Annotated in this window: 14 protein-coding genes; 4 read left to right on the top strand and 10 right to left on the bottom strand. The window is 66.5% G+C overall.

The window, feature by feature from the left end; all coding sequences use genetic code 11:
* The first annotated feature begins 57 nt into the window (after positions 1 to 57).
* The 4 genes from AC1DEZ_RS11980 (at position 58) to AC1DEZ_RS11965 (ending at position 4154) form a co-directional block, all read left to right on the top strand.
* Positions 58 to 1758 carry a thiamine pyrophosphate-binding protein gene (locus AC1DEZ_RS11980; RefSeq protein ID WP_476779736.1) on the top strand — a complete coding sequence of 567 codons (1701 nt, stop codon included), beginning with the start codon at positions 58 to 60 and terminating at the stop codon, positions 1756 to 1758.
* 65 nt (positions 1759 to 1823) lie between these two features.
* Complete coding sequence (locus AC1DEZ_RS11975) at positions 1824 to 2636, top strand: transporter substrate-binding domain-containing protein (RefSeq protein ID WP_441509548.1); 813 nt, start codon at positions 1824 to 1826, stop codon at positions 2634 to 2636.
* Between the two features lie 82 nt (positions 2637 to 2718).
* Positions 2719 to 3387, top strand: coding sequence for an amino acid ABC transporter permease (locus AC1DEZ_RS11970; RefSeq protein ID WP_441509549.1), 669 nt, complete (start codon positions 2719 to 2721; stop codon positions 3385 to 3387).
* Positions 3372 to 4154 carry an amino acid ABC transporter ATP-binding protein gene (locus AC1DEZ_RS11965; protein ID WP_441509550.1) on the top strand — a complete coding sequence of 261 codons (783 nt, stop codon included), beginning with the start codon at positions 3372 to 3374 and terminating at the stop codon, positions 4152 to 4154. The genes AC1DEZ_RS11970 and AC1DEZ_RS11965 overlap by 16 nt, the downstream gene beginning before the upstream one ends.
* Positions 4155 to 4485: 331 nt before the next feature.
* On the opposite strand, the gene AC1DEZ_RS11960 is transcribed toward AC1DEZ_RS11965, so the two are convergent.
* The 10 genes from AC1DEZ_RS11960 to AC1DEZ_RS11915 form a co-directional block, all read right to left on the bottom strand.
* On the bottom strand, positions 4486 to 5451 hold the full coding sequence (locus AC1DEZ_RS11960) for a 2-hydroxyacid dehydrogenase (RefSeq protein ID WP_476779735.1): 966 nt from the start codon (positions 5449 to 5451) through the stop codon (positions 4486 to 4488).
* A gap of 139 nt (positions 5452 to 5590) precedes the next feature.
* Positions 5591 to 6268, bottom strand: coding sequence for an RraA family protein (locus AC1DEZ_RS11955; protein WP_476779734.1), 678 nt, complete (start codon positions 6266 to 6268; stop codon positions 5591 to 5593).
* Between the two features lie 9 nt (positions 6269 to 6277).
* Positions 6278 to 7066, bottom strand: a complete 789-nt coding sequence (locus AC1DEZ_RS11950; protein WP_476779733.1) for an ABC transporter permease — start codon at positions 7064 to 7066, stop codon at positions 6278 to 6280.
* Positions 7063 to 7905 carry an ABC transporter permease gene (locus AC1DEZ_RS11945; protein WP_476779732.1) on the bottom strand — a complete coding sequence of 281 codons (843 nt, stop codon included), beginning with the start codon at positions 7903 to 7905 and terminating at the stop codon, positions 7063 to 7065. The genes AC1DEZ_RS11950 and AC1DEZ_RS11945 overlap by 4 nt, the downstream gene beginning before the upstream one ends.
* A complete protein-coding gene (locus tag AC1DEZ_RS11940; RefSeq protein WP_476779731.1) occupies positions 7902 to 8954 on the bottom strand; it encodes an ABC transporter ATP-binding protein in 1053 nt (350 codons plus the stop codon). The genes AC1DEZ_RS11945 and AC1DEZ_RS11940 overlap by 4 nt, the downstream gene beginning before the upstream one ends.
* A 10-nt stretch (positions 8955 to 8964) precedes the next feature.
* Positions 8965 to 10020, bottom strand: coding sequence for an extracellular solute-binding protein (locus AC1DEZ_RS11935; protein WP_476779730.1), 1056 nt, complete (start codon positions 10018 to 10020; stop codon positions 8965 to 8967).
* Between the two features lie 73 nt (positions 10021 to 10093).
* Entirely contained in the window at positions 10094 to 10918 is an 825-nt protein-coding gene (locus tag AC1DEZ_RS11930) for a creatininase family protein (RefSeq protein WP_476779729.1), read from the bottom strand.
* 32 nt (positions 10919 to 10950) lie between these two features.
* Positions 10951 to 11769: an ABC transporter permease gene (locus AC1DEZ_RS11925; protein ID WP_476779728.1), complete on the bottom strand. Its 819-nt coding sequence runs from the start codon at positions 11767 to 11769 to the stop codon at positions 10951 to 10953.
* Positions 11766 to 12722, bottom strand: a complete 957-nt coding sequence (locus tag AC1DEZ_RS11920) for an ABC transporter permease (protein WP_476779727.1) — start codon at positions 12720 to 12722, stop codon at positions 11766 to 11768. The genes AC1DEZ_RS11925 and AC1DEZ_RS11920 overlap by 4 nt, the downstream gene beginning before the upstream one ends.
* Positions 12719 to 14251: an ABC transporter substrate-binding protein gene (locus AC1DEZ_RS11915; RefSeq protein ID WP_476779726.1), complete on the bottom strand. Its 1533-nt coding sequence runs from the start codon at positions 14249 to 14251 to the stop codon at positions 12719 to 12721. Before AC1DEZ_RS11915 ends, AC1DEZ_RS11920 begins: the two co-directional genes overlap by 4 nt.
* Between the last annotated feature and the right edge of the window lie 222 nt (positions 14252 to 14473).

Here is a 14473-nt window from a genome sequence, read left to right as displayed (position 1 = left end):
AATAAACAACACGTTGCATAATACGCAACACAACGAAAACGTCAACGGGAGAAGACGATGCGAGGAACCGGCGGCGCGCTGCTCTACGCGACCCTGAAGAGCCACGGCGTGAAGTGCTTGTTCGGGATGGAGGACCCGATCCATGTCTTCCACGCGGTCGATCGGTCGTTCACCCGCATCGTGACGGTGCGCGACGAGAAGCACGCTGCCATCATGGCTCATGGCTATGCTCAGGTGACCGGCCGACCCGGCGTCTGCGCGGCGACCTTCGGGCCGGGCGCGACCAATCTGATCACTGGCCTGCTGGAGGCACAGCGTTCCTCCGTGCCGGTAATCGCGCTGGTGCAGGACCACGCGCTGCGGCTGAAGAACAAGCATGCCAGCAGCGCGCTCGACCACGCCACGGCACTCAATCCTTACGTCAAGGAGGTCATCCGCATCGACATGGCGGAGCAGGCCGGCGATGCAGTGCGGAAGGCTTTCCGGATCGCGACGACGGGGCGGCCCGGCCCGGTCGTGCTTCTCTGCCCGGGCGATGTGATGGCGGCCGAAGCCGAGGCCGAGACCTGGGCGGATCCGACCTATGCCCATTTCCCGGCCAATCGCGTGCGGGCGAGCCGGGAGTCGATCGCCGGCGCCGCCCGGTTGCTGGCGGCAGCCCGCCGGCCGCTGCTGATCGCCGGCGGCGGCTCGATCATCTCCGGCGCCGAAGAGGAAATCCGCATCCTGGCGGAGCTGTTCGACATGCCCGTCGCGACCACGATGACCGGTCGCGGCGCCATCCCGGATTCCCACCCCCTGGCAGCAGGCCCGCTCGGTTCGACCACCGGAGGGCGCTATGGCCGCGGCCGCATCTCGAACACGCTGTTCGCCGAGGCGGATGTCGTCTTCGTGCTGGGCTCGCGCACCGGGCAGATCTGCTACAGCGACTGGTCGCTGCCGAAGCCGGGCACCAAGCTGATCCATCTCGACATCGACCCGGCCGAGATCGGCCGCAACTTCGCCACCGATGTCGCCATGGTCGGCGACGTGCGCGACACGCTCCGTGACCTCCTGGCCCATTGTGCCGAGCAGGGCCTGGCACGAACCGACGCGGCCAACCGCGCGCGTCTCCATGCCCTGACGCGCGACTGGCGCGACGAGTTCCGCCCCGTCGCCGTATCCGACCAGATTCCGATCCGGCCCGAGAGGCTGCTGGCCGAAATCTCGACCCGAGCGGATGAGAAGACCCTGGTCGTCACCGATGCGAGCTATGTCACCGGCTGGGCGATGAGCCATATCGACGTGCCCCGCGCCGGCCGCTTCATCCTGTCGCCACGCGGCACCGGCGGCATCGGCTGGAGCCTGCCGGCGGCGATCGGCGCCAAGATGGGCGATCCCTCGCTCAAGGTCGTCTGCGTCACCGGCGACGGCGCCTTCGGCTACGTCTTCAACGAGCTTGAGACTGCCGCGCGCTACGGCGTCGAGGTCGTAGTCGTCGTCTTCAACAACGGCACACTCGGCTTCCAGCGGCACTGGGAGCAGAAGGTCATGGGTCGCTATCTCGAATGCGACTTTCTCGACATCGATTTCGGCGAACTCGGCCGCGCGCTGAAATGCCAGGGCGAGCGCATCACCGATCCGGCCGGAATCTCCGCCGGGCTGGCGCGCGGGCAAGCGGCGAAGGGTCCTTACATCCTCGATGTCGTGATCGACCCGGACGCCACCGCGCCGATCGTCGGCTTCGAGACCATCCTCGCCGAGGACGCCGTTCACTGACACCGCGCTCACCAACGATCGAAGGGGCTGCCGGAGAGACAGCCCCAATCAGGGAGGGGAACAGCATGTTGAAACGCATCGCAGCCATGACGATGGCAGTCGCCCTTGCGGCGGTCGCGAGCCTGGCGGCTTCCACCGCCGAGGCGGGACCGACGCTCGACCGGATCATGAAGGATAAGAAGATGGTCGTGGGCGTCGCGCCCTGGAACCGCTTCGTCCTGCTCAATCCGAAAACCAACGAATACGAGGGCTTCATCGCCGACGATATTCGCAACTTCGAGCAGATGACCGGGATCAAGGTCCAGCTCGTCAACACCACGTGGAGCGGGCTGGTCGCCGGGCTCCAGGCCGGGCAATGGGACGTAGTGATGAGCGGGCTGGGCGCCACTCCCGAGCGCGCCACCGCCGTCGCCTTCACCGACCCGATCGGCTACCTGTCCTCGACCGCGATGGTGCGCGCCGACAGCCCCATTCAGCGCTTCGAGGACCTCGACAAGCCGGGCAACACCGTCTCGGTGGTCAGCGGAACCGCGGCACAGCAATTCGCGCAGCGAAGCTTCAAGAACGCCAAGGTGACCCCGCTCTCCGATACGGCTGCCGCGGTTCTCGAGGTCATGCAGGGACGTTCGACCGCCTATATCGGCGATTCCGTCTCGAATGCGCTGCGGGCCGAGGAGCGCCCGACCGAGCTGCGCAACGTCAGGTTTGCGGCCGACAAGACCGAATGGACGAGCATGAACCACGCGGTTCGCTACGCCGACCTCGACCTCGTGGTGTTCCTCAACACCTATGTCCGGGCGATGCAGTTGCGCGGCTGGTACCGCAGCCTCGCCGAGAAGTGGAACCTGCCGCCCGAGCTTGCCACCGGGCCGCGCTGAGCCAAGGCGGCCCGGCGATGCGCGGCCGCTCCGCCGCGCATCGCGCTCTCATTTCGTCTGCATCGCGCGTTCAGGTCCGCACATGAACTATACCTTCCAATTCGGTGTTCTCACCGACTATGGGCCGTATCTCGCCTGGGGCCTCTGGCATGCCTGGTGGACGAGCTTTCCGGCCATCCTGTTTTCGACCGTGCTCGGCATCGCCTTGGCTGCGATGAGCATGTCGCGCAGCAGAGCGGTGCGCGGTGTCTCGATCGTCTTCGTCGACCTGTTCCGCACATTGCCCGTGGTGGTGCTGCTGATCTGGATCCACTACGTGCTGCCGATCCTGACCGGCGCCTCGCTCTCGCCGACGATGAGCTCGATCATCGCGCTCTCGCTGAACGGAGCCGCCCTGGCCTGCGAGGCCTTCCGCGGCGGGCTCGAGGCGATCCCGCAGACGCAGGTGCAGGCGGCGCAGTCGCTCGGCTTCTCCCGCTGGAAGGTGATGCGCTACATCACCCTGCCGCAGGCCTTCTTCGCCACCTTGCCATCGCTGACCAACGTCCACATCACCGTGATCAAGAACGTGACCGTGACCGTGCTGATCGCGGTGCCCGAGGTGATGTTCCGCGCGCAGGAACTGACGGTTCAATTCTTCCGCCCACTCGAATTCTACACCGGCGCGGCGCTGCTCTATGTCGCGCTGATCTGGGGCTACACCATCCTGATGCGCATGATCGAAAGGCTGCAGAAATGGCAACCGATCTGAGGGCGGCCACCGCCATGCCTGCCGCGCGTGACTTCATTCGCATCCAGGACGTCCATAAATCCTATGGCGAGGTGAAGGTCCTCAACGGGATCTCGCTCGATGTCGCCGAGGGCGAGGTGCTGGTTCTGTGCGGGCCGAGCGGTTGTGGCAAGAGCACGCTGCTGCGCTGCATCAACGGGCTGGAGACGATCAATGCCGGCACCATCACGGTCAGCGGCCGCAACGTCGCGACCGCATCGTCCGACGAGCTCCAGAAGATTCGGCTGTCGACCGGCTTCGTCTTCCAGAATTTCAACCTGTTCCCGCATATGACGGCGCTGCAGAACATCACGATCGCGCCGATGAAGATCCTGGGCCGATCGGCACGTGACGCCAGTGACGAGGGCCGCCGGCTCCTCGAGCGCGTGGGGATGGCCGACAAGGCCGCCTCCTACCCGTTCCAGCTTTCCGGCGGCCAGCGCCAGCGCGTCGCGATCGCTCGTGCGCTGGCAATGAAGCCGACGCTGATGCTGTTCGACGAACCGACCTCGGCGCTCGACCCGGAGATGCGCGAGGAGGTGCTGCAGGTGATCCGCCAGGTCCATCATGATCACGGCATGACCATGGTCGTGGTCACGCACGAGATCGGCTTCGCCAAGAGCGTCGCCAGCCGCGCCATGCTGCTCGACGCCGGCGAGATCGTCGAGGAGGCGCCGGCCCGCAGCTTCTTCGCCAATCCGAGCCAGGAACGCACCCGCCGCTTCCTGCGAGCGATCGTCAACGACTAGCCACGGTGAGCCGGTGCGGGGGACAACCTCACCGCCGGAACCTCCGCTTCCTGGCGAAAAGCCGAGGTCTGCTCGTGGTGCAGCGTGACCTCGGGCTTCGCTAGGCTCCGCTGCCACAAACGGCTGGCTAGCGTGGCCAAGGAGCATGACGAAGCGGGCCCGAGGATGCGAAGCACGCGCCATCACTGGACATTGGGTCACGGCCAGCAAGCGGGCGTTCACATCCCGCACATCAGGGGCAAGGTGCGCCCCAATCCGGGGCGGCAACCTTCCTGCCGCCGTCATTGCTGGACGAACGACAGGTCGTTCGACGAACAGATAGCGGCCGGCTTCACACCACCAGATCGCGCTCCGGCACGGGTTCGCCGCGGGAGACGCGTGCCATGTTGTCGAACATGCGCTTGACCGTCGGCTCGAAATTATCGGCGGCCATCGCGGCGAGATGCGGCGTCACCACGAGATTGTCGAGCGTCAGCAATTCGCTATCGGCCGGCAGCGGCTCGACCGAGAACACATCCATGGCCGCGCCGGCGATCTCCTTCGCCTTCAGCGCCGCGACCAGATCGGCCTCGTTGACGACGCCGCCGCGCGCGACATTGATCAGCACCGCCGTCCGCTTCATCGCCCGCAGCGCCGCCGCATCGATCAGATTGGTCGTCTCCGGCGTCAGCGGGCAATGCAGCGAGACGACGTCCGCCTGCGCCAGTATCTCCGGCAGCGACGCATGCTTTACGCCCAGCGCTGCTTCTTCGGCGGCATCGAGCGGCTGGCGCTTGCTGTAGAGGATGGTGCAGCCAAAGCCCTTGAGCAGCTTCGCCAGGCTCTGGCCGATCGCGCCGAAGCCGATGATGCCGACCGTCTTGCCCGACAGCATGAAGGTGTCGCCCGGCAGCTTGCCGGTGGCCCAATGCCCCTGCTTCAGCTCGGCATTGCCATAGGCGATGAAGCGCAGTGCCGAGAGCGTGAGGCCGAGCGCGAATTCGGCGACGGGCACCGCGTTGGAGCCGGTCGTACGCGCGACCCTGATGCCGAGCTCCTTGGCTGCGGCGATGTCGATGTTGTCGTAGCCGACGCCCCATTTGTGCAGCAGCTTCAGCTTCTTCGCCGCACGCAGCACATCGGCGGAGACGCCGACCTGCCCGGAGATCGCGTAGTCGGCCTCGGCGATGATTTCCTTCATGTGCTCTTCGCCGCGCGCGGTCCCATGCGTCAGCACGAAGCCATCAGGCAGCAGCGCGCGAAGCCGGTCGGCCCGCTCGGGGCTGGTCATGTCGAGGAGGACGATGGTCTCGGGCATGGAAAGGTCCAGTCGAATACTCAAGTCAGGAATGCACGGAGATGCGGTCGGCGAGTTCAGGGCCCCAATCGCTGGCCCTACCCCGGAACGGCGGAGGTGGAGCACGAAGGCAGATATCGGCGCGCTTCCGCGCCGGACATCAGCCCTTCTGTGCCAGCGCATCGAGGACCATCTTGGTCGCGCCGGAGATGTCTCCGAGCTTCTCGCCGGCCTTCACGCGCTCCTGGTTGCGTTCACCGCGCTCCTGCCGGGCGATGGCGGCGTCGGCAATCGCCTCCGCCTCGGCCCGCGGCAGCACCAGCACGCCGGATTCGTCGGCAAGGATGACGTCGCCGGCCTTGACCGAGACATTGCCGCAGGAGATCGGCAGGTTGAGCGTGCCGCCGAGATTGTAGAGCCGCGTGGTGATCGGCGACATGCCGCGGCACCACATCGGGAAATCGGAATCCTCAATCTCGGCGAGATCGGTGCAGGGACCATCGACGATGCCGCCGACCGCGCCGGCAGCCTTGGCCGCGACGGTGACGCCGCCGCCCCAGCAGGCATGCTTGTCGTCGCCGAGCCGATCGACAACCAGGATATCGCCAGGGCGAAGCAGACCGAGCGTGTGATGCAGCAGGGTCGAATCCTGCCCGGGGATCGCCAGCGTCACGGCCGCTGCGGCGATGCGCTTGCCGCGCAACAGCGGCTGGATGCCACGATCCATAAAGCCCCAGTGCTGGGAATGGCCGATGGTCGCGGTCTCGACCTTCTGCAGCTTCTCGACCAGCGCGGCCGGCAACTGCTCGGGCATGGCTTCGATGCGGTAATCGGGCATGAGAGTCTCCTATTTCCCTACGGCACGGGCGACGCCGACGAGGCGCTCGACCACGAGGACGACGGCGAGCGTGGCAACGATCAGAACAACGGACAGCGCCGCGATGAGCGGATCTGTGCGGCCTTCGACATAGCGGACCATCTCGACCGGTAGCGTCGAGGCGCGCGGCCCGGCGATGAAAAGCGAGATCACGGTCTCGTCGAAGGACAGCAGGAAGGACAGGCAAGCGCAGGCGATGAGGCCGGGCGTTGCCAGCGGCAGCGTCACCCGGCGAACGACGCGCCAGGGCGAAGCTCCAAGCGTCGCCGCAGCCGCCTCGATATCATCCGGCAGGTTCGCGAGCGCCGTCGTCATCATCCGAATGACGAAAGGCACCGTCACCGTCATGTGACCGAGCACGAGGCCTGGCAGCGTCGCCGTCAGTTTGAGAGGCGAGAAGAACAGCAGGAGTGCCAGACCCGTGATCAGCGTCGGCAGCAAGAGCGGCGCCAGGAAAAAGCCGTTCAGCGCATCCTTTCCGGCAAAGCGCCCTTTCGCGAGGGCGAGCGCCGCCGGCACACCGATCGCGAGCGAGAGCAAGGACACCACCGCGGCGATCCGCACGCTGAGCCAGAGCGCCGCAAGCAACGGCCCGTTGCCGGCGAGCTGCCGAAACCAGCGCAGCGAATAGCCGGAGGGCGGGAACAGGATGAAGTTGTCCGCCGAGAAGGACAACATTACCACCACGACGATCGGCGACAGGATCAGCACATAGACCAGCGCCGCAAAGCCGGAGAGAACGCGCCCTGCCCCGGTCATCGCTGCAGCCTCCCCGCCACCAGGTTGGAGACCACGAGCAGGGCGAGCAGCAGCACGAGTGTGTATATCGCCAGCACTGCCGCGACCGGCCAGTTGGTGTTGGTCGTCGCCTGCTCAAAGATCTCGGTCGCCAGCACGAAGACGCGCCCGCCACCGAGGAGCTTGGGCGTGATATAGGCCGACATCGACAGCACGAAGCCCAAGCCCGCCGCGAGCGCGATGGCCGGCAGGCTGAGTGGCAAGGTGACGCGCCAGAAGGTCCGGAACGGCGAGGCGCCGAGCGAGCGCGCGGCTTCCTCAAGCGTGCGGTCGAGGCGGCCGAAGCCGGCAAGCAGCGCCAGAATCATATAGGGCATGATGCTTTCGGCGAGGCCGATGGTGACGCCGGTCCAGTTAAAGACGAGCTTCAGCGGCGCTGAGATCAGGCCAAGAGACTGCAGGGTCGTGTTGACGAGCCCGCGATCGCCGAGAATGGCGAGCCAGCCGAAGACGCGCACCACGCCCGAAACCAGCATCGGCATGATCGCGACCACCGCCAGCAGGCCGCGAAAGCGAGTGTCCGTCCTGAACAGGAAGAGCGAAACGGGATAGGCGAGGCACAACGCGATCAGCGTCGAAAGCGTCGATAGCCAGAGCGAATTCAGCGTCAGTTCGAAGGTGAAGCCGTCATGCAGCGTGGCGCGCCAGGTCTCCAGCGACCAGGCCTCCACCATCGCGCCGGTCGGCCCGACCTCGTTGAAGGCGTTGCGGAACAGCCCGAGCGATGGCCAGGCATAGATGACGAGCAGGAACAGCGCCGCCGGGATCAGGAGAAGCGGCAGGCGTTGCGAGGCGGTCATGACGCCTCGCGTGCGAAGATGCGGCTCTCGCTGCGCGGCCAGACGACCGCCACCTCGGCGCCCTCTGCGGGAACCGCAATTCCGGACGGCATCTCGACGGTGAGCTGTCCATGGCCGCCGTCCTCGACCAGTACCTCGACATGGTCGCCGACATAGACGCTGCGCAGCACCCGGCCGGTCAGGCGCGCCGTATCGCCGCCGGCCGGTTCGGAAACCGGCACGATCCGCATGCGCTGCGGCCTGACGAAGAGATCGGAATCCGCGGCAGCGTCCACGGGCAGGGATTGCCCCCACACGGTCGCCCGGCCCTGCCCATCGCGCGCCAGCGGCAGCACGTTCGCCCGCCCGACGAATTCCGCGACGAAGCGGGTCGCAGGTCGCTCGTAGATGTCCTCGGCGCTGCCGATCTGCGCGATCCGGCCGCGATGCATCACGGCGATGCGGTCGCACATCGTTAGCGCCTCGACCTGATCATGCGTGACGAACAGCGTGGTAATGCCGAGCGAGCGCTGGATCGAGCGGATCTCGTGCCGCATCGCATCGCGCAGCTTGGCATCGAGATTGGAGAGGGATTCGTCGAGCAAGAGGAGGGAAGGCTGGATCACAAGCGCCCGCGCCAGCGCGACACGCTGCTGCTGGCCGCCCGAAAGCTCCTTGGGGCGGCGCAGGCCGAGCCCGGCCAGTCTGACGAGCGCCAGCGCCTCCTCGATGCGATTGGTGATCTCCCGCTTGGCTACGCCCCGTTCCTCCAGCCCGAAGGCGATGTTGCGGGCCACCGACAGATGCGGAAACAGCGCATAGGACTGGAAGACGTAACCCATGTTGCGCCGGTGCGGCGGCAATCGCGTGATCTCGGTGCCATCGAGAGAGATCGCGCCCCGATCGGGCGCGACGAGACCGGCCAGCATGCGCAGCGTCGTCGTCTTGCCGCAGCCGGAGGGGCCGAGCAGCGCGACGGATTCACCCCGCTCCATGGACAGCGATACATCGTCCACGGCCACGGCGTTGCCGTAGCGCTTCTGCAGGCTGGAGAGTTCGAGGTAGCTCATCGCAAACCGTTCAGCGCGCCGCCGCGATGACCTCGCGCCGCCAGCGATTGTTCCACTGGTCGCGCAGCTTCAGGATCTCGTTCCAGTCGACGCCGATCATCCGGGCGCGATTTTCCGGCGAGGCGGCCGTGCGGGCCAACGCCTTGGGATCGATCTCGGCCTTGCCGTTGACCGGCGCATAGAACATCCGCTCGGTGAACGCCTTCTGCGCGGCTTGCGACAATGCATGCGCCACGAAGGCGGCGGCTGCCGCCCTGTTCTTCGAGCCCGCAGTCAGGTTGATCGTGTTGACCTGGAAGACCGAGCCTTCCGGCGGGAGCAAGGCGTTGATCTTGCCGCCGGTCTGGTCGGAATAGAGCTGAGCGCGGGCGTTCCATCCTGTCGCCACCTTCGCCACGCCGTTGAGGATCAGCGAATAGCCGTCGGGGTTGGGCTCGAAGGTGGTCACGCCGGGCGCGAGTTCCTTGAGCTTCTTCATCGCGGCATCGATGGATTTGCGGTAGTCGCCGCCTTCCATCTTCTCGACCATTGCCGTCAGCGCGAGACCCTGGATGTTCGGCGGCGCGGCGAGCGCGATCTGCCCCTTGAGATCGGGCCGCCAGAGATCGGCGAGCTTGGCGAGCTGCGGCTTGAGCGCCGCATCCTGAACGATCACGAGATGGTCGAAAGTCACGGCAGGACCGTACTCGCCTCCAGCGGCGCGCGCCTCCGGCAACAGCTCGTTCAGCACCGGGAACTCGGCGGGCGTCAGCTTCTCGAACAGCCCTTCGATATTGCCGATGCTGGAGGTGGTGACGTCCATGATCGCGACGTCGGTCTGCGGGTCGGCCTTCTGCGCCCGCACGCTGCCGACCATCTGGGCCGAGGTGCCGCCGGGCACGTAGTTCACCTTGACGCCGGGATGCGTCTGCAGGAACGGCTCGATCACCGCCTTTGTGTAATTGTCCTGAAAGATGCCGGAATAGGACATCAACGTGATCTGCCCCGAGAGCGTCTGCGCCCTCAGGATGGCAGGCGCGGCGATGGTGGCGAGACCGGACTGGACGACGAGACGGCGGGTGATCATCAAAACCTCCTGCTGAAGCGCTGCTTCGGCCGGGCGCCGGAGCAGCGTGCTGCGGTGGTGGGCGTGTCGCAGCTCAGGCCGGAACCTTGGCGGCGAAATGAGCGACGAAGCGGGAGACGATCTCGCTCAGCTTTTCGGCCAGCTTGGCTCCGGTCTCGGGCGAGCACAGCTTCGGATCGCCCTTGCCGACACCGTCATGATAGACCTCGTCGTATTCGTGCGGCACGCCGACCTCGGCCCCTTCAAAGCTGGCGGTGCCGAGCCCGGTGAAGGGCAGATCGAGCACGGGATCGCGCTTCAGCGGCTTGCCGGCCGGCACGAAGTCAGGACGCATCAGTTCCGGGAAGAGATGCAGGCCGAGGCTGGTCAGCGGATCTGCGCCGTGGCCGGAGACCTTGGCCGACATCTCGGCGCCGACGATGCCCGGCAGGAGGCCGTAGGCGATCCGCCAGAGATAGAGGCTCGGCAGCACGATGCGCTCGCGCTGGTAGAGTTCGCGCGCAACCTCCGAGATCGGCCCGACATTGCCGCCATGGCCGTTGATGACGATGATCCGGGTCAGGCCGTTGCGATGCAGCGAGTCGACCATCTCGGCGATCACCGCCGTCAGCGTCGCCTGCGAGATCGCAATGCCGCCGATCATCGGCCCGAACCAGTCGGCGCCGCCATAGGGCAGCACCGGCGCGACAAGCGTCCGGACACCGGCCTTGCTCGCCTGGAGCGCGGCGAGCTCCGCAATCTTCTCGGCGAGCAAATAGTCGCCCATCGGGGCGTGGGGCCCCTGGTCCTCATGGCTGCCCATCGGCAGCAGGATCACTGGGTTGGACTTGAGCAGCTCACGCGCCTCCCCGCCGGTGATGGTGCCCATATGGACGAGAGGTTCGGTCTTGGCGGCCATGGCGAGGTCCTTCCCTTGATTTCGGTTGGTGTTCAGCGTTCCGCCGTGCGCGGATCGAGGATGTCGCGCAGCGCGTCGCAGAGCAGGTTCATCGCGAGGATGGTCAGCGTCAGCACGGCGCAGGGCCAGAGCAGCAGCAGCGGTGCCTGCTCCATCGTCGAGCGCGCCCCACGGATCATCAGCCCCCAGGACGGCGCGGGCGGCACGACGCCGAGCCCGAGAAACGATAGGCCGCTCTCGATCACCACCGCGGCCGCGACGGCGAGCGAGAACTGCACGAGCAACGGCCCCGCGATATTGGGCAGCACCGTCTTGAACAGCAGATGCGTGGAGCTGGCGCCGAGCGCCCGCGTCGCCTCCACATAGTCGCGCCCCTTCACCGCCAGCACCTCGGCGTAGGTCACGCGCGCAAAGCCGGGCAGATAGAGCACAGACAGGACCAGGATCAGCGTCGCGGCTCCCGGGCCGAGCAGCGTSACSACCAGCAGSGCSAGCAGMACCGGCGGRAAGCACATGATGATCTCGACGCTGCGGACCGTGAGGAACGCTCCCCAGCTCCTTGCCCACCCGCCGATCAGCCCCAGCGTGACGCCGACGAGCCCGGCGGCCAGCGCCGAGGCGAAGGCGACGGAAAGGCTGGTGCGCGCGCCCCAGATCAGCCGCGAGAGCACGTCGCGGCCGAACTCGTCGCGGCCGAGCCAGGATCCGGTCATGGGCCCGGCCAGCCGGTTCGCGACGTCCTGACGGACCGGATCGGGCAGCGGCAGCAGCGGCGCGGCGAGCGCGATCAGGAGGATCAGGGCAACGCAGCCCCCCGGCAGAGCCAGCTTGGTCAGGCCACGCCGTCTCATGCCGCCTGGACCCGCGGATCGATCGCCGCATGCAGCAGCTCGACGAGGAGATTGATCAACAGGAAGAGCACCGAGATCGTCAGGATGATGCCGACGACCATCGGGTAGTCGCGGCCCTCGACCGCGCGCAGCAGCGGCGTCGACAGCCCCGGCCAGTTGAAGACGTATTCGACGAGCACGGTGCCCCCGAGCAGCGTGCCCATCTGCAGGCCGAGCACGGTGACGACCGGGTTCAGCGCGTTGCGCAGCACATGCACGACCAGGACCCGCCGCGGCGACAGGCCCTTGGCGCGGGCTGTGCGGACATAGTCATGGGCGAGCGCATCGAGCGTCGCCGCCCGCGTCATCCGGAACAGGACGGCGGCAAGCCCCTTGGCGATGGCGATCGCCGGCAGGGCGAGGAGCTTGAGATGCTGCGCCGGGTCCTGTGCGAAGGGCACGTAGCCGCCCGCTGGCATCAGCCGCAGCATCTGCGCCAGCACCAGCACCAGCAGCGTGCCGACGACGAAGACGGGCACGGCCAGAAGGAGCGCAGTGATCCAGGACGAGACGCGGTCGAAGGTTCCGCCGCGATGGACCGCCGCATAGATTCCCGCCGGCACGCCGAAGGTGATCGCGATGACGGTGCCGGCGAGGATCAGCTCCAACGTCCGCGGCAGCCTGAGCGCGATCTCCTGCAGGACGGGATAGTCGTCGACGAGGGAGTTGCCGAGGTCGCCGCGCAGCAGCCCCGCGAGGAAGTTCCCGTATTGCACGAGCAGTGGCCGATCGAGACCGAGCTTCTCGCGCAGTTCCGCTACCGAAGCCGGATCGGGCATCGCGCCCGAGGTCGACAGCAGAAGCTCCGCCGGATCGCCCGGCACCATATGGAGCGCCAGGAAGACGATCGTCGCCACCAGCCAGGCCGTCAGCACGGTCAGGATCAGTCGTCGTCCGAGCCAGGCCGCGCTCATCCGAAATAGGTCTCCTCGAGCATGTTGCCTGAGGAGTTGGAGAGCGCGCCGGGCAGGTTGGTGAACCCCTGCACGCTCTTGTCCATCCCGTAGCCCTGCTGCCGCCAGGCGAGGCCGACCAGCGGCACCTCCTCCAATGCGGCGCGCTGCATCTCCTTGTAGATGTCGACGCGCTTGGCCTGATCGAATTCCGCGCGCCCCGCGGCGAGCGCAGCGATCGTGCGCGGCGCGTCCACCTTGAAGGAGCGGCCATGCGAGGGCGAGAGCGAGGTATCCAGCACGACGGTCAGGCCATCGGGGTCGTTGTTGTCCGAGGAGACGCCATGGATCGCCATGTCGTATTGCCCGCGCGAGCCGCGGCTCACCCGTGTCGACCAGTCCGGCAGCTGCAGCTCCGCCTGAATCCCGATCGCCGCGAGGTACTGCTGGACGATCTCGGCSGTGTCCTTGTGCATGCCGAACTGMGMSGTSGCGAGCAGCGTCGWCTGGAAGCCRTTGGCGAASCCSGCCTCGGCSAGCAGSGCCTTGGCGCGSGCCGGATCRTAGTTCCAGCCATGCGCCAGCTCCTTGTCGTACCAGGGCGTGCCCTCGACGATCGGCAAGCCCTCGAGCGGCTTGCCGCGGCCGAAGAAGGCGACCTTGACGATGTCATCGCGCTTCACGGCATGGGCGACGGCGCGGCGCACGCGCGGGTCGTTGAAGGGCGGCTTCGTGCCGTTGAACAGCACGTCCATGAACGGCCCTTCCTGGTTGTCGAGCTTGAGCCGGGGATCGGCTTCGACCGCCGCCATCGACTGCCAGGGCACATACTCGATCATGTCGACATCGCCGGAGATCAGCGCCGCGTTGCGCAGGTTCTCATCGGCGTAGACGACGAACTTGATGCCTTTGAGCTTCGGAATGCCCGGCTTGTAGAACTTGTCGAAGGCGGCGAGCTCAAGCGAAGTGCCTCGCTCCTGCCCGACGAGACGATAGGGGCCAGCGCCGATCGGCTCGTTCGGGCTCGACTTTCGCCAGATGACGAACGTGTTGTAGTTGGCAAACCAGCTCGGCAGCGTCGCCTGCGGCCCCTTGGTGACAAGGCGAACGGTCTGCGGATCGGGAATCTCGACCCGCTCGACCAGCTGGAATTGCGACCGCATATAGGCGGTCGATTTCTCGCCGGCGATCTGCTCGATCGACCACTTCACGTCATCGGCGGTCACCGGTTCGCCATTGTGGAAGACGCAGCCCTTGCGCAGCTTGAAGACCCAGGCGCCATCCGCGTCGCGTGACCAGGATTCAGCCAGTTCACCGCGCAATTCGCCCTTGGGATCATAAGAGACGAGACTGCGATGGGTCAGCATCTTCACAGTGCCCGCCGATGCACCGGTCGAAACCCATGGCTGCAGATTGGGCGGGAAGGCGGAGAGCCCGTAGCGGATGATACCGGAGGAGCGCTGTGCGCGCGCCGGACTGCTCAGGAAGGGCGAAGCCAGGAGTGGAGCGGCAAGGCCACCACCAAGGACGGAACGGCGAGAGATGGTCATCGGCTGATCCTCTGCTGCTTTGTCCAATGGCCCGCCGGACTATCCCGGCTCGTGGCCTGGGAAGGAGACGAGTGGCGGAACCGTTCGGGTACGAGCAATTGCCGCGCCAGCGTTCTCGACATGCCGGACGAATCCGAAATCTCGATCCGGAAGCCGGCTTCGCAGCATCATGAGAGGCAGCACGGTCATGAGGTTCCCCGGCGTGGCTTCGGCGCGCTTCGT

It is taken from the genome of Allobosea sp. 10L422 (genome assembly GCF_056395345.1).
The sequence above is the reverse complement of the archived record's forward strand: the minus strand, read 5'-3'. Positions and strand labels throughout refer to the sequence as shown.